The organism is Rhodoplanes sp. SY1 (assembly GCF_046000175.1).
In the GTDB taxonomy this organism is placed as follows: domain Bacteria; phylum Pseudomonadota; class Alphaproteobacteria; order Rhizobiales; family Xanthobacteraceae; genus Rhodoplanes.
The window spans coordinates 44,417-61,920 of record NZ_JBEOMB010000005.1 but is presented as its reverse complement, the minus strand read 5'-3'; the positions used below and the strand labels follow the sequence as shown (position 1 = coordinate 61,920).

14 protein-coding genes are annotated in these 17,504 nt (G+C 69.5%); 12 read left to right on the top strand and 2 right to left on the bottom strand.

All coding sequences use genetic code 11. From position 1 onward, the window contains the following. Positions 1–69: 69 nt before the first annotated feature. A complete protein-coding gene (nifJ, locus tag ABTU92_RS01535; RefSeq protein ID WP_408086980.1) occupies positions 70–3,729 on the bottom strand; it encodes a pyruvate:ferredoxin (flavodoxin) oxidoreductase in 3,660 nt (1,219 codons plus the stop codon). Between the two features lie 539 nt (positions 3,730–4,268). On the opposite strand from nifJ, the gene ABTU92_RS01530 reads away from it, so the two are divergent. The 12 genes from ABTU92_RS01530 (at position 4,269) to ABTU92_RS01475 (ending at position 14,999) form a co-directional block, all read left to right on the top strand. After that, positions 4,269–4,928, top strand: coding sequence for an RNA polymerase sigma factor (locus ABTU92_RS01530; RefSeq protein ID WP_408086978.1), 660 nt, complete (start codon positions 4,269–4,271; stop codon positions 4,926–4,928). 140 nt (positions 4,929–5,068) lie between these two features. Next, a complete protein-coding gene (locus ABTU92_RS01525) occupies positions 5,069–5,908 on the top strand; it encodes a flagellin (protein ID WP_408086976.1) in 840 nt (279 codons plus the stop codon). Between the two features lie 68 nt (positions 5,909–5,976). Continuing rightward, a complete protein-coding gene (gene fliD, locus ABTU92_RS01520) occupies positions 5,977–7,650 on the top strand; it encodes a flagellar filament capping protein FliD (protein WP_408086974.1) in 1,674 nt (557 codons plus the stop codon). Then, positions 7,650–8,213, top strand: coding sequence for a flagellar protein FliS (locus ABTU92_RS01515; RefSeq protein WP_408086972.1), 564 nt, complete (start codon positions 7,650–7,652; stop codon positions 8,211–8,213). Before fliD ends, ABTU92_RS01515 begins: the two co-directional genes overlap by 1 nt. Positions 8,214–8,513: 300 nt before the next feature. Continuing rightward, positions 8,514–8,981, top strand: coding sequence for a hypothetical protein (locus ABTU92_RS01510; RefSeq protein WP_408086970.1), 468 nt, complete (start codon positions 8,514–8,516; stop codon positions 8,979–8,981). Between the two features lie 14 nt (positions 8,982–8,995). Next, on the top strand, positions 8,996–9,517 hold the full coding sequence (locus ABTU92_RS01505) for a periplasmic heavy metal sensor (protein ID WP_408086968.1): 522 nt from the start codon (positions 8,996–8,998) through the stop codon (positions 9,515–9,517). Between the two features lie 333 nt (positions 9,518–9,850). Further along, a complete protein-coding gene (locus ABTU92_RS01500) occupies positions 9,851–10,156 on the top strand; it encodes a flagellar hook capping FlgD N-terminal domain-containing protein (protein ID WP_408086966.1) in 306 nt (101 codons plus the stop codon). A 51-nt stretch (positions 10,157–10,207) separates the two neighbouring features. Continuing rightward, on the top strand, positions 10,208–11,470 hold the full coding sequence (flgE, locus tag ABTU92_RS01495; RefSeq protein ID WP_408086964.1) for a flagellar hook protein FlgE: 1,263 nt from the start codon (positions 10,208–10,210) through the stop codon (positions 11,468–11,470). A 4-nt stretch (positions 11,471–11,474) separates the two neighbouring features. Further along, on the top strand, positions 11,475–11,771 hold the full coding sequence (locus ABTU92_RS01490) for a hypothetical protein (protein ID WP_408086962.1): 297 nt from the start codon (positions 11,475–11,477) through the stop codon (positions 11,769–11,771). Between the two features lie 17 nt (positions 11,772–11,788). Next, a complete protein-coding gene (locus tag ABTU92_RS01485; RefSeq protein WP_408086961.1) occupies positions 11,789–12,256 on the top strand; it encodes a flagellar protein FlgN in 468 nt (155 codons plus the stop codon). Between the two features lie 28 nt (positions 12,257–12,284). Beyond that, positions 12,285–14,057 carry a flagellar hook-associated protein FlgK gene (gene flgK, locus ABTU92_RS01480; protein ID WP_408086959.1) on the top strand — a complete coding sequence of 591 codons (1,773 nt, stop codon included), beginning with the start codon at positions 12,285–12,287 and terminating at the stop codon, positions 14,055–14,057. Positions 14,058–14,072: 15 nt separating this feature from the next. After that, the gene (locus ABTU92_RS01475) at positions 14,073–14,999 is read left to right on the top strand and encodes a flagellin (RefSeq protein ID WP_408086957.1); all 927 of its coding nucleotides are present in this window, start codon (positions 14,073–14,075) and stop codon (positions 14,997–14,999) included. 48 nt (positions 15,000–15,047) lie between these two features. On the opposite strand, the gene ABTU92_RS01470 is transcribed toward ABTU92_RS01475, so the two are convergent. After that, positions 15,048–17,405, bottom strand: a complete 2,358-nt coding sequence (locus tag ABTU92_RS01470; protein WP_408086955.1) for a xanthine dehydrogenase family protein molybdopterin-binding subunit — start codon at positions 17,403–17,405, stop codon at positions 15,048–15,050. Positions 17,406–17,504: the final 99 nt, after the last annotated feature.

Below are 17,504 nucleotides of genomic sequence, written 5' to 3'. Positions count from 1 at the left end.
ACACACAGGCCGGGGTTATGGATTCCGGACAGCCGGCCTGCGGCCGGCGTCCGGAATGACGAACACTCCTCACTCGTCGCCCCCGTTCGCGGCGGCGGGCGCCGCGTCGTCGTCGGCGGCCGGCTTCGGGGTCACGTCCGGGGTGTCGCCGCGGCCGGCCATCTCGGCGCGGTCGGCATAGACGCGCCACTGGCGCTCGACGTCGTCCTGGGCATGCTTGAGGAGCTCGCGGGCCGCCAGCGGGTTGGAGCGCACCAGCATGGTGTAGCGCGCCTCGTTGTAGGCGTACTGCTTGAACGGGATCGTCGGCGGCTTGGAGTCGAGCTGGAACGGGTTCTTGCCCTCGTCCCACAGCCGCGGGTCGAAGCGCATCAGCGGCCAGTAGCCGGACTGCACCGCGGCCTTCTGCTGGTCGAGACCGATGGTCATGTCGTAGCCGTGCGCGATGCAGTGGCTGTAGGCGATGATCAGCGACGGCCCCGGATAGGACTCGGCCTCCTGGAAGGCCCTCACGGTGTGCATGTCGCCGCCGCCCATCGCGATGCGGGCGACGTAGACCGAGCCGAAGGCGACCGCCTCCATGGCGAGGTCCTTCTTGCTCGTGATCTTGCCGCCGGCCGCGAACTTCGCGACCGCGCCGCGCGGCGTCGCCTTCGACATCTGGCCGCCGGTGTTGGAGTAGACCTCGGTGTCCATCACCAGCACGTTGACGTTGCGGCCCGAGCCGAGCACGTGGTCGAGGCCGCCATAGCCGATGTCGTAGGCCCAGCCGTCGCCGCCGAGCAGCCACACGCTCTTGCGCACCAGGCTGTCGGCGAGCGCGACGAGCGCCTTCGCCTCGTCGTCCTCGGCACTCGCGAGCAGCCGCTTGAGCTCGGCGACCCGGATGCGCTGCGCCTCGATGCCGGCCTCCTTGGTCTGATCGGCCTCGATCAGCGCCGTGACGAGGCCGTCGCCGAGCCGGCCGGAGAGCCGCGTGGCGAGCTCGCGGGCGAACTCCATCTGCTTGTCGGCGGCGAGCCGCATGCCGAGACCGAACTCGGCATTGTCCTCGAACAGCGAGTTCGACCACGCCGGGCCGCGGCCGCAGCCGTTCACCGAGTAGGGCGTGGTCGGCAGGTTGCCGCCGTAAATGGACGAGCAGCCGGTCGCGTTGGCGATCATGAGCCGGTCGCCGAACAGCTGGGTGAGCAGCTTGATGTAGGGCGTCTCGCCGCAGCCCGAGCAGGCGCCGGAGAACTCGAACAGCGGCTCGAGGAGCTGGACGTCCTTGACGTTGTCGTGCCGCACCTTTTCACGCGGCACTTCCGGCAGCGACAGGAAGAAGTCCCAGTTGGTGTTCTCGGCCGCGCGCAGGGGCTCCTGCTCGGCCATGTTGAGCGCCTTGTGCTTGGTCTCGGTCTTGCTCTTCACCGGGCAGACCTCGACGCACAGCTTGCAGCCCGTGCAGTCCTCGGGCGAGACCTGCAGGGCGTAGCGCCAGCCGTCGAACTCGCGCCACTTCGCCTTGGCGTGCTTGAAGGTCTCGGGCGCGCCTTCGAGCGCCGCCTGGTCGACCACCTTGGCGCGGATGACGGCGTGCGGGCAGACCAGCACGCACTTGCCGCACTGGATGCAGATGTCGGTGTCCCACACCGGGATCTGCTGGGCGATGTTGCGCTTCTCCCACTGCGCCGTGGCGGTCGGGAAGGTGCCGTCGACCGGCATGGCGCTCACGGGCAGGAGATCGCCACGGCCGGCGATCGACTCGCCGAGCACGTCGCGCACGAAGGCGGGCGCCGTCGGCGACACCGGCGGCAGCATGGCGAGCGTCGAGGTCGCGGCTGCCGGCACCGGGATCTCGTGCAGGCGGGCGAGCGTCGTGTCGACGGCCGCGAAGTTCTTCTGCACCACGGCGGCGCCGCGCTTGCCGTAGGTGTCCTGGATCGACTGCTTGATCTTCGCGATCGCATCCTCGCGCGGCAGCACGCCGGAGATCGCGAAGAAGCAGGTCTGCATGATGGTGTTGATGCGGTTGCCCATGCCGGCCTCGCGGGCCGCCGCGTAGGCGTCGATCACGAACAGGCGCAGCTTCTTGGCGACGATCGTCTCCTGCACCTGACGCGGCAGCTTGTCCCACACCTCCTCGGGCGCGCCGGGCGCGTTGAGCAGGAAGGTGGCGCCGTCCTCGGCGCCGGCCAGCATGTCGATGCGGGCGAGGAACTGGAACTGGTGGCAGGCGACGAAGTTGGCGCGGCTGATCAGGTACGTCGAGCGGATCGGGTCGGGGCCGAAGCGCAGATGCGACACCGTGCCGGAGCCGGACTTCTTCGAGTCGTAGACGAAGTAGCCCTGGACGTAGCTCGGCGTGTACTTGCCGATGATCTTGATCGAGTTCTTGTTGGCGCCCACCGTGCCGTCGGCGCCGAGCCCGTAGAACAGCGCCCGCACCGTGCCGGGCTGCTCGGTCGAGAAGGACGGGTCGACCTCCAGGCTGGTGTGCGAGACGTCGTCGAGAATGCCGACTGTGAAGTGGTTGCGCGGCGCCTGCTTGGTGAGCTCGTCGAAGACGGCCTTCACCATGGCGGGCGTGAACTCCTTCGAGGACAGGCCGTAGCGCCCGCCGATCACCCGCGGCATCGTGGTCGCGGCGCCCGAGGCGATGCGCTCGGCCAGCGCCGTGATCACGTCCTGATAGAGCGGCTCGCCGACGGCGCCCGGCTCCTTGGTGCGGTCGAGCACGGCGATCGACTTCACCGAGGCGGGCAGGGCGGACAGGAACGCCTCGGTCGCGAACGGCCGGAACAGCCGCACCTTCAGGAGGCCAACCTTCTCGCCCTTGGCGCGCAGCGCCTCGACCGTCTCCTCGGCGGCGCCGGCGCCCGAGCCCATCAGGATCACGACGCGCTCGGCGTCCGGATCGCCGACATAGTCGAACAGGCGATACGTGCGGCCGGTGAGCCGGCCGAACCGGTCCATCACGTCCTGGACGATCTCCGGGCAGGCCCGGTAATACGGGTTGCAGGCCTCGCGGGCCTGGAAGAACACGTCGGGGTTCTGCGCGGTGCCGCGCAGCACCGGCCGGTCCGGCGACAGCGCGCGCTCGCGATGGGCGCGCACGAAGCGGTCGTCGACCATCGCGTGGAGGTCGTCGTCGGTCGGCAGGTCGACGACGTTGACCTCGTGCGAGGTGCGGAAGCCGTCGAAGAAATGCAGGAACGGCACCCGGCTCTCGAGCGTCGCGGCGGTGGCGACGAGGGCGAGGTCGGCCGCCTCCTGGACCGAGCCGGAGGACAGCAGCGCGAAGCCGGTCTGCCGCGTCGCCATCACGTCCGAGTGGTCGCCGAAGATCGACAGCGCATGGGTGGCGACCGCGCGGGCGGCGACGTGGATGACCACCGAGGTCAGCTCGCCCGCCATCTTGTACATGTTGGGGATCATCAGGAGCAGGCCCTGGGAGGCCGTGAAGGTCGTGCCCAGCGCGCCACCCTGCAGGGCGCCGTGGAGCGCGCCGGCGGCGCCGCCCTCGCTCTGCATCTCGACGACGTCCGGGATCGTGCCCCAGATGTTCTTCGCCCCTTCGGACTTCCACTGGTCGGCCCACTCGCCCATGTTGGACGAGGGCGTGATCGGGTAGATCGCGATCACCTCGGCGAGCCGGTAGGCGATCGACGCGGCCGCCTCGTTGCCGTCGACGATCGAGCGCGTGCGGTTCGCCACCTGCCCGTCTCGCCGCTCCACCCCGTGCATGAACGCCTCCAGTCGCCGAAAGGGAAGCCGGCACCCTAGCCCACGGCCAACCCGGCTCGCTTGACCTGCGTCATGCGATATAAATGTCCTGCGCAGTGCCGCCCCCGCGTTCGGGAATGGCCCGGCGGCGTTCGTCGGGCCGTGTTGTGCCCCACAGTGGTGCCGGAAAACCGCGAGCGTGTGCGGGACGCGGCGGGCGGATCGCCCGGCCGGCGCGGGTCGTCCCGCCTGGAGGCGCGGCGTTGCACAGACCAGCCGGAGTCATGGGCGCCATCACGACGCAAGTCGCGCGGGCGGATGCCGGTCTCGCCGCGGTGTCCACTTCCGTATGGTGCAGCAATTATTTAAGACGCGAAAACTATACTATGATAGGAATTTTCTTCCCAGTGCTCGGCAGAAAATTCCGAGTGTAAAGACTGAAATAATCCCAGATCGACCGAAAATTCTCCGCCTGAATAGTTCCCGCCGCCCGTTGAATGCTCGGGAGCCTCGTGTGGGTGCGCCTTCGGGTCGGCCACGGTCGCTGGGGAGAGAGTGTCATGACGGTTGCGTGCGTGTCCTGGGACGACCCCGCCTTTCGTGCGTCCCCCGAGCCGACGACGGATGCGGTGAGCCCCGCCGTGGAGAACGCCGGCGCGCCGGACGACGACGAGCTGCTCCGGCGAATCGGCGAGAACGACGAGCTGGCGTTCCGGACCCTGGTCGAGCGACACGTCGACCGCGCCTTCGCGCTGGCGCTGCGCATCCTCGACAACCGGGCCGACGCCGACGACGTGGTGCAGGACTCGCTCCTGAAGGTGTGGACCCACCGCCATCGCTGGGAGTGCGGCCGCGCCAAGTTCTCCACCTGGCTCTACCGCGTCGTCACCAACCGCTGCATCGACCTGCGCCGCCGGCCGCGCAACGAGGACGTCGAGGCGGTCGGCGAGGTCGCCGACGGTGCCCCCGACGCCGTGACGGCGATGCATCGCAGCGAGGTCTCCGAGCTGCTCGACGCCGCGATGAACCGGCTCCCGGACCAGCAGCGGATCGCCATCATCCTGTCGTATCACGAGGCCATGAGCAACGCCGAGATCGCCGACGTGATGGACACCACCGTGGCGGCGGTCGAGTCGCTCCTCAAGCGTGCCCGCCAGCAGCTGCGCAAGCTGCTGCGCCGCTCGGAGCCCGACATCCGGCAGGCGTTGACGGACGATTAACCACGCCGGCGTGGCCCGCGAAACTTTCGCCGCCCGTCCTTCGCCGGACGCCTCGTTGAACTCTCAGCCGCGGATGATCCGCGCCGCTCCGCCGCCCGGCGACCGGGCGCGGGTCAGACGTTCGACGCGAGGAGAGAGCCATGCCCGTCATTTCCACCAACACGGCCGCCAACACCGCCGTCCGCTACCTGAACAGCAACGCCGACGACCAGTCGAGCTCGCTCGGCAAGCTCGCCTCGGGATCGCGCATCAACCGCGCGTCCGACGACGCCGCCGGTCTCGCCATCTCCACCAAGCTGCAGTCCGACATCGCCGCGCTCGACCAGGCCGCCACCAACGCCTCGCACGCCATCGCCGTGCTGCAGATCGCCGACGGCGCAGCCAGCAACATCAGCGACATCCTGGAACGCATGAAGACGCTGGCCTCCGAGTCGTCGTCGTCGACGATGGGCACCACCGAGCGCACCTACATCGACGCGGAATATCAGGCGCTGATCGACGAAATCGACGGCATCGGCGCGAGCACCCGCTACAACGGCCTGTCGCTGCTCGACTCCGATGCCACCTCGACCTTCACCAGCGGCAACGTGATGGTCGGCTCGAGCTCCAGCGACACGATCGCTCTCACCATGGTGGACCTCACCACCGGCACCGGCGGACTGCTGTCCGGCCTCGCCTCGACCGACGTGACGTCCACGACCAACGCGGGCACCGCCCTCACGGCGCTCGACACGGCGATCAACGCGGTCTCCAACGCCCGCGCCGGCTTCGGCGCCGCGATGTCGCGCTTCGAGTTCCGTGCCGACTCGATCGAGACGCAGAACGAGAACCTCGAGGCCGCCAACTCGGCGATCGCCGACGTCGACATCGCGGCCGAGCAGGCGAAGCTCTCGTCGGCCGAGGTGAAGACCCAGGCCGCCGTCGCGGCCGCCGCGCAGGCCAACCAGATGCCGCAGGAGCTGCTCAAGCTGCTGCAGTGACGCAGGTCCCGACAGGAGACGGCCGGGCCGGGGCACCACCCCGGCCCGGAACGCAGAGCGAGTGAGCCATGACCACCATCAGCAGCGTCACGACCAACACGTCTAGCACGTCGACGACGTCGAGCGCGGTCAGCACCGACTGGGACGCGCTGATCGAGGAGGCCGTCGCGGCGAAGCTCACCAAGGCCGACGCCATCGAGACCAAGATCACGGCCAACGAGGCGAAGATCGCCGCCTACGAGGAGATGCAGTCGCTGCTGCAGGACATCGCCGACGCCGCCCAGGCGCTGCGCGCACCCTCCGGAACTTTGGCGAAGGACGACGACGTCTTCGGGGATCGAGCCTCCTATCTCACCGCCAACGGGGACGTCGACGCGAGCAGCGTCGTCTCGGTGACGGCGGATCGGGACGTCGACGTCGGGACCTACGACCTCGTCGTCAAGCAGCTCGCCACGTCCCACAAGGTCGCGAGCGACTCGCAGAGCAGCAAGACGACCGCACTCGGATCGGCCGGCGTGTTCAGCCTTCAGGTCGAGGGCGGCTCCGCGGTCGAGATTACGGTCACCGAGGACATGAGCCTCGCCGACCTCGCCGAGGCGATCAACGACACGAGCGCGACCAGCGGCGTCAAGGCGACGGTGCTGCAGGTCACCTCGGGCTCGTACAAGCTGGTCCTCACGGCGACCGACACCGGCAAGGACATCACGGCCGCGGCGGTATCGGGTGACGACGTGCTCGGGACGCTCGGCATCATCGACGAAGACGGCGCCTTCGCCAACGAGCTGCAGGCCGCCCAGGACGCGATCATCGAGCTCGACGGCGTCGAGATCACCCGCGACTCGAACGAGATCGACGACGCGATCGACGGGCTCACCTTCTACGTCTATAGCGTCACGCCGGACGACACCTCGGTCACGGTCGAGATCGAGACCGACTACAGCGCCGTCAAGGAGGCGATCCAGGCGCTGGTCGACGCCTACAACGCCTATCGCGAGTGGGCGATCACCCAGCAGGAGCTCACGACCAGCGGCACCGCGTCGGACGACGCCGTGCTGTTCGGCGACGGCACACTGCGCAGCGTCAACCGCTCGGTGGCGAGCGCGCTGTCGACCATGGTCGACGAGCTGTCGCTCGCCGGCATCGGCATCACCTACGATTCCTCGAACCTGCTGGTGCTCGACGAGGACACGCTCGACGAGGCTCTGCTCGAGAATCTCGACGAGGTCAAGGCGCTGCTGTCGTTCGACCTGACCAGCTCGTCGGACGACCTGATGCTGCTGTCGCGCGGCGCGAGCGCGCCGTCCTCCTTCACGCTGGATGTCGTGGTCGACGCGGACGGCACCCTCACGTCCGCCTCGGTCGGCGGCGACAGCTCGCTGTTCACGATCAGCGGCACCCGCATCATCGGCGTGGCCGGCACGGCCTACGAAGGGTTCTCCTTCGTGTTCGCGGGCGACACCTCGCAGTCGATCACCCTCACGACGAGCTACGGGCTGGCCGAGCGACTCTACGCGGTCGCGGACGGCGCCGCCGACACGAGCGACGGAAGCCTGCAGAGCCTGATCGACAGCTTGACCGACCAGAACACCGACTACGCCGCGAAGGTCTCGGACATCGAGAGCAAGGCCGAGGACTACCGCGCCACGCTCGAGACCCGCTACGCCAACTATCAGGCGGCGATCTCCAAGGCGCAATCGACGCTCGCCTATCTGGAAGCCATACTCGCAGCCGAGGATGATTGATGGCCATCGAAAGGTCCGTGCGCAAGCGCACGTTCGCCCCGAAAGCGTCGCCGACCCCGTCGCCGAGCCCGATCCCGGAGTCTTACGCGCAGCCGATGCCGATGTTGGCGCAGGGCGCGATCTCGGCCTATCAGCGTGCCGCCGCGACGGTGCCGCCGTCGCGCGCCGTGGTGCTGCTCTACGACAAGGTTCTCGTGCTGCTCAGCCGCGCGAGCCTGGCGATCGAGGAGGGGCGCACGGCCGCCGCCTGGGAGGACGTGCTGAAGGTCGCCGCGATCCTGCGCGGCCTCAGCCACATCATCGACTTCCAGAAGGGCGGCAAGCTCGCCGAGCGGCTGTTCACGACCTACACGACGAACACGCTCGTCGTCCTGCAGTCGTTCCGCAAGCCGGATGCGCCCGAGCGTTACCGGCGGATCGCGGCGGGCCTCGCCGAGCTGCGCGACGCCTGGGCCGGGATCGCCGGCCTTCCGACGCGGGCTCAGGAGCAGGCTTCGCGGGGCGGGCACGCCGCCGTGCCGGTCGAGGTCGCCGCGCGTCAGGCGATGAGCGGCCGGCGCTGACCGACGCCGAGTGGCGATCGCACGGCGATCGCGTCGAGGTCGTGTCGAGGTTGCCGTGGCGGCGGGAGGGCAGGGGCTCGGCTCGTCGGGGCTCGGCTTGCCGAGCCACGAGGCGCGATGTACATGCAGCCCGTGCGGCCCGGCCGGTCGCGAGGCGCGCGAGGCCGGTGCCGCGCCGGCCGACGACGGCAGAATCGCTTGGTGTCGAACGTCGTTAGAGCGGTACCGGAATGTTAAGGAGCTTCTGGCATTTCGAATTAAGACCAGACTAGTCGGCTTCCAGAATGGAACGGGCCCCGGATGGATATTGACGACTTCGAGGATCAGGTCGATCGATGGGGCGAGGACGTCTCGGCTTGGCCGGAGCCGTCGCGCACGCAGGCGCTGGCCCTGCTGAAGGTCTCGGCCGAAGCGCGCGAGGTGCTCGCCGAGGCGAAGGCGTTGCGCGAGGCGCTCGCGGTCCGCGAGCCCGTGCGGGCGCCCGCCGATCTCGCCGATCGCATCCTCGCCGCAGCGCGCGCCACTGAACCGCAGCGCGAGCCCGCCCCGTCCCACGCGTCGCCGCTTCGGCACACCGAGTCCGCTTCGTCGTGGGCGACGGCGCTCGCCGCACTCGCCGGCGCCGTCGCGCGGCCCGCGTGGCGTCCGGCCGTCGCGCTCTCCGCTTGCTTCCTGCTCGGCTTCGCGAGCAGCTTCCTCACCGTCGCGCGCTACCAGGATCAGAGCGGGCTCGGCTTCTCCGAGTCGCTCTTCCGGTCGCTGCAGTGAGCTCGGAACCGGTCATGGCCCCGTTCGGCGGCGTCTCGCGCTCCGGCGTGCTCCGGATCGCCCTGTTGGTGTCGCTCGGGATCAATCTGTTCCTGGCCGGCTCGTGGGTCGGCTCGCTCGTGCGCTCGGACGGTGCGCCGCCGCCGCGCCCGCGGCCGCTCCATGGCGCCGTGCAGGAGCTGCGGGGTCGCATCTCGACCGACAGCTTCGACAAGATCGAGGCGTTGGTCGGCGAGATCGACGGGCGCTTCCGTGCGAGCCCCGCCGATCCGCGCCGAATGGACGAGCGGCTGCGTGTGCTGCTCGGCGCCGAGATCTTCGATCCGGCGGCCTTCGCCACGACGGTCGATAATTTCCTCGCGGCCCGCAGCGAGACCGACAAGGCGATCGCGCGGCGCATCGGCGAGGTGCTGGCCGGTGTTCCGGTCTCCGACCGCAAGGTGATCGCCGAGGTGGTGCTGCGCGGGCCCGGCCGGCCGTTCGGCCCGCCGCCGGGGCCGCCCCCCGGCCCGCCGCCGGGTCCGCCGCCGCGCTGAGGCGGCGAGCGCGAGCAGGTTCGCAAGTCGACCGCACTCCGCTCATCCGCGCGAAAGCCGGGATCCAGAGCCGCGCATCGTGTCGCCCCTGGGGATCCGCCCTCGCGGGGACGGGCGGAACGCGGGGCCGATCCCTCGAGACCGAGAGCGGCTCCAGCCATAGCGGCGGCGAAGCGGCCTCCGCGGCCGCCCGCGTCGCCCGCGACACGCGAAAAGTCTGCCGGAAATCGCCGCGCCGTCCGTTCTACTGACGAACGTCGAGCACTTCATCACATCGCGACGGACATCAGACGTCGGGCCGCCGGGCGGCCGCGACAACGGTCGAGGCATATCATGAGCGTCTCCTCGGTGACCTCCACGGCGAGCACGGCGAGCACCACCGGCACGTCGACGTCGAGCTCCAATGACATCGACCTCTCGACCGCGGACTTCCTGAAGCTGATCACCACGCAGCTCGAGAACCAGAGCCCGCTCGATCCGACCGACACGACCGAGTTCATGGGTCAGCTCATGTCCTACGCGACGTTCAACCAGATCAGCGAGATCAGCACGACGCTGGACACCCTGGTGGACACGATCTCGACCATGAACAGCACGGTGACGAGCCTCTACGAGTCCACCGCAAAGGCCTCGGCGTGATCGTCCGACCCGCCCGGCGTTTCTGAACACAGCGGTATCGAGGAGCGTATCATGAGCCTCAGCGGAGCGTTGAATTCCGCCGTCTCGGCCCTGAACTCTCAGAGCCAGGCGATCTCGATGGTCTCGGACAACATCGCCAACGCCAGCACCACCGGCTACAAGACCGTGACGGCGAGCTTCGAGAGCCTGCTGTCGTCGAGCTCGTCCTCGGCCGGCTACGCCTCCGGCGGCGTCAGCGTGTCGGCTCGCTACAACATCTCCGAGCAGGGCCTCCTGACGTCGTCGAGCAGCGACACGGCGATGGCGATCGACGGCAACGGCTTCTTCGTCGTGCGCGACGCCTCCGGATCGACCTATTACACCCGCAACGGCGACGCCGTGATCGACGACGCCGACGGCTACCTGACCATCAACGGCAATTACCTGATGGGCTGGCCGACCGACCAGGACGGCAACGTGACGGGTGGCGAGACCGCCGCGACGCTCACCCGGATCGACACCAGCGCGCTGCAGAGCGTCGCCTCGGCGACGACGACGGAAATCATCGAGGCGAACCTGCCGGCCGACGCGGCGGTCAACGCGACCTTCACCACCACGATGGACGTGTACGACTCGCTGGGCACCGCGAGCAGCGTGACCATCACCTGGGAAAAGACGGGCGAGAATACCTGGACGGCCAGCTTCAGCAACGCGACCCTGTCGTCCGACTCGTCCGTGACGTCCGGCACCGTGACCGGATCGATCGCCATCGTCTTCAACGAGGACGGCACGCTGGCGAGCACCAGCCCGAGCCCGGCCACCATCTCGATCGCCGGCTGGACGACCGGCGCGGCCGACCAGACCATCACGCTCGATCTCGGCACGGCGGGCGGCGCCGACGGCCTGACCCAGTACTCGTCGGACTCCGAGACGCCCAACATCGACCTCAAGTCGATCGACCAGGACGGCCTCGCTTATGGCAGCCTCACCGGCATCTCGGTCGAGGACGGCGGCAATGTCACGGCGACGTACTCGAACGGCGAGACCTACGTGATCTACAAGGTCGCGGTCGCCACCTTCGCCAATGCCGACGGGCTGACCACGGTGAGCGGCGGCATGTATCAGGAGAGCACCAAGTCCGGCTCGGCGACGCTGCACGAGGCGGGCCTCGGCGGTGCCGGCGACATTCTCGGCAGCAAGCTCGAGTCGAGCACGGTGGACACGACCGGCGAGTTCTCGACCATGATCACGGCCCAGCAGGCCTACTCGGCCGCGGCTCAGGTCGTCTCCACGGTCAGCGAGATGTACGACACGCTGATGAGCTCCGTGAGGTAGCGCCGTGCACGACCGCCCGACGAAGACGCCGCGGGATCCATTGCTGCATCGCGCCCGGCGCGCCACCGTCGCGGGTCGCAGGCTGCTCGAAGGGGCGAGTCCCGCCGGCCGCCGGGGGGCGGGCGAGGGCGCTGCGATCGTGGCCGGTGTCGCCGAGCTCGTCGAGGTGCTGCGCGCCCTCATCGCCGAGCGCGACCGGGTGGCCGCCGAGCTCGCCGCCGTGGACCGGCGGTCCCGGGCCGTCGCGGCCTATCGAACATGTGCGATGTCAGCGCGTCCTCCGCGGGTGACGCGATCCTGAGAATCGAGGAGTGAGCCATGTCCACGCTGTCGGTCGAAAGCGGCGCCCCGGTGTCGAACGCGGACCACTCGGTCGCCCGGGTGGTCTCCCTGGTCGATGAGCTGATCACGATCGTCGAGGAGGAGAATCGTGCGCTGGCGCGGGGGCTACCGGCCTCGCTGTCCAACTCGACGGCGCGCAAGACGGCGCTCGCCGAGGATGTCGAGCGCTGGGCCATGCATCTCCGGCGCCACGATCTCGGCAGCGCCGCGACCGACCCCCGCCAGCGCGAGCGGCTGGTCGAGCGGGTGCGCCGGCTCACGGTCGTGATGGACGAGAACGTCACGCGGCTGCGCGCCGCGATCACGGCGAGCCAGCGGCGCGTCGACGCCATCATGCGGGCGGTACGCGAGGACGTCGCGGCCCGCGCGCCCTATGGTCGGAACGGCCGGATGGCCGGTCCCGGCGCGGTCGCGGGCGTGTGCGGCAAGAGCATCCGGGTCTGAGCAGGCCCCGGCAACCGGGAGACGGACCATGTCGCTCGCCGCCACGCGCAGCATCGCGCTCAGCTCGCTCCTGACCGCCCAGACGCGGATCAGCGTCGCCTCGACCAACATCGCCAATGCCGACACGGACGGCTACAGCCGCAAGACCGCGACCCAGTCGACGCTGGTGACGGCCGGGGTCGGAACCGGCGTCGAGATCACGGCGATCTCCAGCACGGTCTCGAAGATGCTGCTCGGCTCGCTGGTCGAGGCCCAGTCCCGGCTCGGCGCCGCGACCACGATGGAGGAGTACACGAGCCTCCTGCAGGACGCGTATGGCGCGACCACGGACGACGGCGACACGACCGCCGGCACCTCGATCGCCAATGCGATCGCCGATCTCGCTTCCGCCCTGACCGAGCTCACCGACACACCCGAGAGCGCGACCCTCCAGGCCCAGGTGGTGGATTCGCTCGACAGCCTGGCGGCACAGCTCCGCACGACCTCGAGCACGATCCAGTCGCTACGGGCCGATGCAGACGACCAGATCGAGACCTCGGTCGACGAGATCAACACGCTGCTCGGTACGATCGACTCGCTCAACGAGCGGATCGCCAGCGCACAGGCGAGCGGCGCCGACATCAGCGACCTCGAGGACCAGCGCAAAACCGCGCTCGGCTCGCTCGGCGAGCTGATGAACGTCACCTGGTTCGTCAATTCCAGCAACCAGGTCCACGTCTATTCGAGCGGCGGCAAGGTGCTGCTCGACAGCACCGTGCACGCGCTCTCCTACGAGAGCGCCGCCACCGTGACGTCCGACACCGTCTACACCGGAACGACACCGAGCGGCTTCGCCGGCATCATGGTGGAAGGCGTCGACATCACGTCGCAGATCACGAGCGGCAGCGTCGGCGCGCTGATCGAGCTGCGCGACGAGGTTCTCCCCGACGCCCAGCTCGACCTCGACACCCTCGCGGTGGAGCTCGTCCACGCGCTCAATGCCGTGCACAACGACGGGACGGCGCTGCCGGCGCCGGCGACGCTGACCGGCTCCGCCGTGCTCGCCGGCACGGACGCGCTGTCCGCCACCGGTACGGCGCGGTTCGCCGTGGTCGACGACGAGGGGGCGCTCGTCTCCTACGCGGATATCGATCTCTCGACCGTCGCGACCGTGGACGATCTCGTCGCGGCGATCGATGCCGTCGACGGCCTGACCGCGAGCCTCGACGCTTCCGGTCACCTCGTCGTCGCGACCGAGAATTCGAGCTATGGCGTCGCCGTCAATCAGATGGACAGCGCGGTCGGCACCGACGGGGAGGGGCTGTCGAGCTGGCTCGGCCTCAACGACCTCGTCCGTGCGACGGGCGCCTCCGACTTCGTGGTGCGGTCCGACATTCTGGCGAACAACTCGCTTCTCGCGGTCTCCTCGCTCGACGCCTCGGCGACGCTCACGACCGGCGCCACCGTGGTGGCGAGCGGATCCAGCACCATTGCGGACGCGCTGCTCGATGTCTTCGAGACGAGCCGATCGTTCGACGCAGCCGGCAATCTGGGCAGCACCACGGCGACCTTGGCGGGCTACGCGGCCGAGGTGGTGGGCGCCGTCGCGACCGTCTATGCGGGCGCCGAGTCGGAGCTCGAAACCGCGACCGCGCTCCAGAGCAGCGTCACCGACGCGATCGCGTCGAAATCGGGCGTCAATGTCGACGAGGAGACCAATCTCCTGAGCGAGCTGCAGACCCAGTACGAGGCGGCGGCCCAGATCATGTCCATTGTCAACGAGCTGTTCTCGACGCTGCTCGAGATGGTCCAGTCCGCCTGATCCGGAGTTCCGATCATGATCGGTCGCGTCGCCACCTTCGCGCTCAGCTCGAAGATGATCGAGTCCGCGCTGCGCACCCAGGCGCGAAACGCCGAGCTGATGCTACAGCAAGCCTCGGGCGAGATCTCGACCGATTTCGGCGGGCTCGGGGCGGACAGTCGGCGCGTGCTGGAGATGCAGACCGCCATCACCCAGTCCAAGGCCTATGCGGAGGCGGCGGCGAACGCCGGCAGCCGCATCGAGATCATGTACTCGGCCATGACCGAGATGACGGATCTGCTCACCATCCTCCAGAGCGCCATCACCGGCGCGACCGAAGGCGGAGCACTCGACGACGGCACGCTCGCCACCCTGACATCCTCGATGGCCGCGTATCTCGAGGAGTTCACGGCGCAGCTCAACACACAGTACGAGGGCCGTTATCTCTTCTCCGGCGGCATGACCGGAACCGTGCCGGTCGATCTCGACAGCTATCCGGCCCAGAGCGTGCCGAGCAGCGCCACTTACGACTACTACCAGGGCGACGGCGAGATCGCATCGGTCCGGGTCAGCACCGAGCGGGTGGTGGAGTACGGCGTGACGGCCGACGAGCCGGCGTTCGAGAAGGCGCTGCGCGCATTCAGCATCATGGCCAATCTGCCGGCCGGAACGACGAGCCTCGACTCCGATACGCTCGACGAGGTGCTGACACTGACCCAGGAGGCGTTGGACGGGGTCTCGACCGTGCAGACCAAGCTGTCGATCGACGCCAACCGGCTGGAGAGCGCGATCGCGATGCAGGAGTCGTTCCAGGAGCAGGCGACCGCACTGGAATCGACCCTGACCGATGCCGACATCGCCGCCGTGGCGGCCGAGTTGGCGACTCGCCAGACGCAGCTGGAGGCGGCCTACGCGGCGATCGCCAAGATCCAAAGTCCCAGCCTCGCCGACTATCTGAAGTGATCACGCGGGAAGCGTCGGCGCGGCCGTGCCCGCCGTACCCCGTCGGGATCAGATCACCCCGAGAGCTGTGAGGATGCGCTCCGGCGTACAGGGAATCTGCACGAGCGTCACGCCGCGGCCCGACAGCGCGTCGTTGACGGCGCACAGCACCGCCGCCGAGGCTCCGGTCGTCCCGGCCTCGCCGACGCCGGCGATGCCGAGATCGTCGGGGCCGAGCGCCGGGCCGTGGGCATGGAGAAGCGCGATGTCGCACAGCTCCGGCGCGGTGGGGACCAGATAGTCGGCGAGGCTGCCGTTCAGGAGCTGACCGTCGGCATCGTACAGGAGCTCCTCGAACAGCGCAGCGCCGAGGCCCTGCACGACGCCGCCGCGAATCTGCTCGTCGACCAGCAGCGGGTTCACCACGAGGCCGCACTCGTGCACCACGACGAAGCGTTCGAGCCGCACTGCGCCGGTCGCCGGATCGATCTCGACCACGGCGAGCTGGAGCCCGCAGCCGGGCCGAAACGGCGCCTCGCTGCCATAGCTCGCGGAGGCGACGAGCTGCGGCTGCGCGCCGGGCACCTCGTGCGGACGGAAGTGGCCGATAGCGCCGATCTCGGCGAGCGTGAAGCGCACCGCGCCGCTCGCCGCCTCGACGACGGCCCCGTCGCGGATGTCGAGCGCGGCGGCGTCGGCCTGCAGCAGGCGCGCCGCGATGTCGAGAATCTCGGCCCTCAGCGCGCGGCCGGCCCGCCACGCGGCCTCGCCGCCGATCGCCATGCAGCGCGAGCCCCAGGTGCCGCCGCCGTGAAAGCTCGTCGCGGTGTCGCCCGTGATCATCTCCACCGCGTCGAGCGGCACGCCGACGGCCGCCGCGATCACCTGGAGCACGCCGGTCTCCGCACCCTGGCCCTGCTCGGTGATGCAGGAGAGGGCGCGGATGCCCCCGGTCGGCTCCAGCCGCAGCGTGCAGCCGTCGCGGCTCGACACCGCGACGCCGCCGCCGCCGTAGAAGCCGGAGCCGCGCGCCGTCATCTCGACGAAGCAGGCGAGGCCGACGCCGCGCAGGCGGCCTTTCGCGCGCGCTTCGGCGCACTCCACCTGGAGCGCGGCGATGTCGAGATGCGCGTCGAGCGTGGCAAAACACTCCTCGAAGGCGAGACGCGCATAGGTGACGCCGGTCGGCGCCGCATAGGGAAGGTCGGCGGCGCGCACCAGGTTGCGCCGGCGCACGGCGATGGGCTCGAGCCCGGCTTTTCGCGCGGCATGGTCGATCAGGACCTCGGTGACGGCGCAGGCGATCGGCTGGCCGACGCCGCGGTAGTGCCCCGACATGCCCTTGTTCTGGAACACCGCGGTGGCGCGCGCCCGGATCGCATCGAACTTGTAAGGAGCGCCGGTCTGCGCCACCACGGCGCGGCCCTCGCCGGCGCTGGAGCGCGGAAACTGCGAGTAGGGGCCGATGGCGTGCAGGTCGTCGACGTCGAAGGCGAGGATGTCGCCCTCGGCCGAGAGGGCGACGCGGCCGTGCACGACATGCTCGCGGGCGTGGATATCGGCCGTGAACGACTCCAGCCGGTCGGCCGTCCAGGCGACCGGCCGGCCGAGCAGCATCGCGGCCGCGCACACCGCGATCTCGTCGCCGTAGAGCTGCTGCTTGATGCCGAAGCCGCCGCCGATGTCGGGCGCGATGACCCGCACGCGGTGCTCGGCGAGCCCGAGCAGCACGGCGAAGTCGTTCTGCATCTGGTGCGGGCACTGGTGCGAATGATGCACGGTGAGGCGCCGTTCGGTCGGATCGAACTCGGCGACGAGACCGCGCGCCTCGATCGGCACGCCGGTATGCCGGCCGAACCGGAACGTCTCCTCCGCCACCACGGCGGCGCCCGCGAAGGCGGCGAAGACGTCGCCGCTCGCCTGGCTCTGCACCAGGCAGACATTGGTGCCGAGGTCCGGGTGAATCACGTCGGCGCCGTCTCGCGCCGCCTGCGGATCGGCGACGGCCGGCAGCGGCGTCCAGTCGATCGTGATCAGAGCCGCCGCGTCCTCGGCGACGGCGCGGCTCGTCGCCACGACGAGCGCCACCGGCTCGCCGGCGAAACGCGCCGTGTCGATCGCGAGCGCGTGCTGGAGCGGTGCGTTGAGGCTCGGGAACAGCCCGTGCACGCCGCGCCACGGCTTGCACACGGTCGCGATGTCGGCGCCCGTGAAGACGGCGGCGACGCCCGGCAGCACCTTCGCCGCGGTCGTGTCGATCGCGTCGATGCGGGCATGGCCGTGCGGCGAGCGGACGAACGCCGCGTGCAGCATGCCGGGAATCTTCACGTCGCCGACATAGCGCCCGCGCCCATGCAGCAGCCGCCAGGTGCGCCGGTGCGGGACGCTCTCGCCGATGGGGGCGGGGAGGGTGCTTTCGGTCAGCATGCCACGGCTCCGACCATCCCCATCGTCATGGCCGGGCTCGTCCCGGCCATCCACGCGCTTTCATTCCATCCACGCAGAAAAGTCGTGGATGCCCGGCAC

What these genes read in the sequence shown, in the direction of transcription:
- nifJ (WP_408086980.1), bottom strand. Translation starts at nt 3,729, where the DNA reads ATGCACGGGGTGGAGCGGCGAGACGGGCAGGTGGCGAACCGCACGCGC.
- ABTU92_RS01530 (WP_408086978.1), top strand. Translation starts at nt 4,269, where the DNA reads ATGACGGTTGCGTGCGTGTCCTGGGACGACCCCGCCTTTCGTGCGTCC.
- ABTU92_RS01525 (WP_408086976.1), top strand. Translation starts at nt 5,069, where the DNA reads ATGCCCGTCATTTCCACCAACACGGCCGCCAACACCGCCGTCCGCTAC.
- fliD (WP_408086974.1), top strand. Translation starts at nt 5,977, where the DNA reads ATGACCACCATCAGCAGCGTCACGACCAACACGTCTAGCACGTCGACG.
- ABTU92_RS01515 (WP_408086972.1), top strand. Translation starts at nt 7,650, where the DNA reads ATGGCCATCGAAAGGTCCGTGCGCAAGCGCACGTTCGCCCCGAAAGCG.
- ABTU92_RS01510 (WP_408086970.1), top strand. Translation starts at nt 8,514, where the DNA reads ATGGATATTGACGACTTCGAGGATCAGGTCGATCGATGGGGCGAGGAC.
- ABTU92_RS01505 (WP_408086968.1), top strand. Translation starts at nt 8,996, where the DNA reads ATGGCCCCGTTCGGCGGCGTCTCGCGCTCCGGCGTGCTCCGGATCGCC.
- ABTU92_RS01500 (WP_408086966.1), top strand. Translation starts at nt 9,851, where the DNA reads ATGAGCGTCTCCTCGGTGACCTCCACGGCGAGCACGGCGAGCACCACC.
- flgE (WP_408086964.1), top strand. Translation starts at nt 10,208, where the DNA reads ATGAGCCTCAGCGGAGCGTTGAATTCCGCCGTCTCGGCCCTGAACTCT.
- ABTU92_RS01485 (WP_408086961.1), top strand. Translation starts at nt 11,789, where the DNA reads ATGTCCACGCTGTCGGTCGAAAGCGGCGCCCCGGTGTCGAACGCGGAC.
- flgK (WP_408086959.1), top strand. Translation starts at nt 12,285, where the DNA reads ATGTCGCTCGCCGCCACGCGCAGCATCGCGCTCAGCTCGCTCCTGACC.
- ABTU92_RS01475 (WP_408086957.1), top strand. Translation starts at nt 14,073, where the DNA reads ATGATCGGTCGCGTCGCCACCTTCGCGCTCAGCTCGAAGATGATCGAG.
- ABTU92_RS01470 (WP_408086955.1), bottom strand. Translation starts at nt 17,405, where the DNA reads ATGCTGACCGAAAGCACCCTCCCCGCCCCCATCGGCGAGAGCGTCCCG.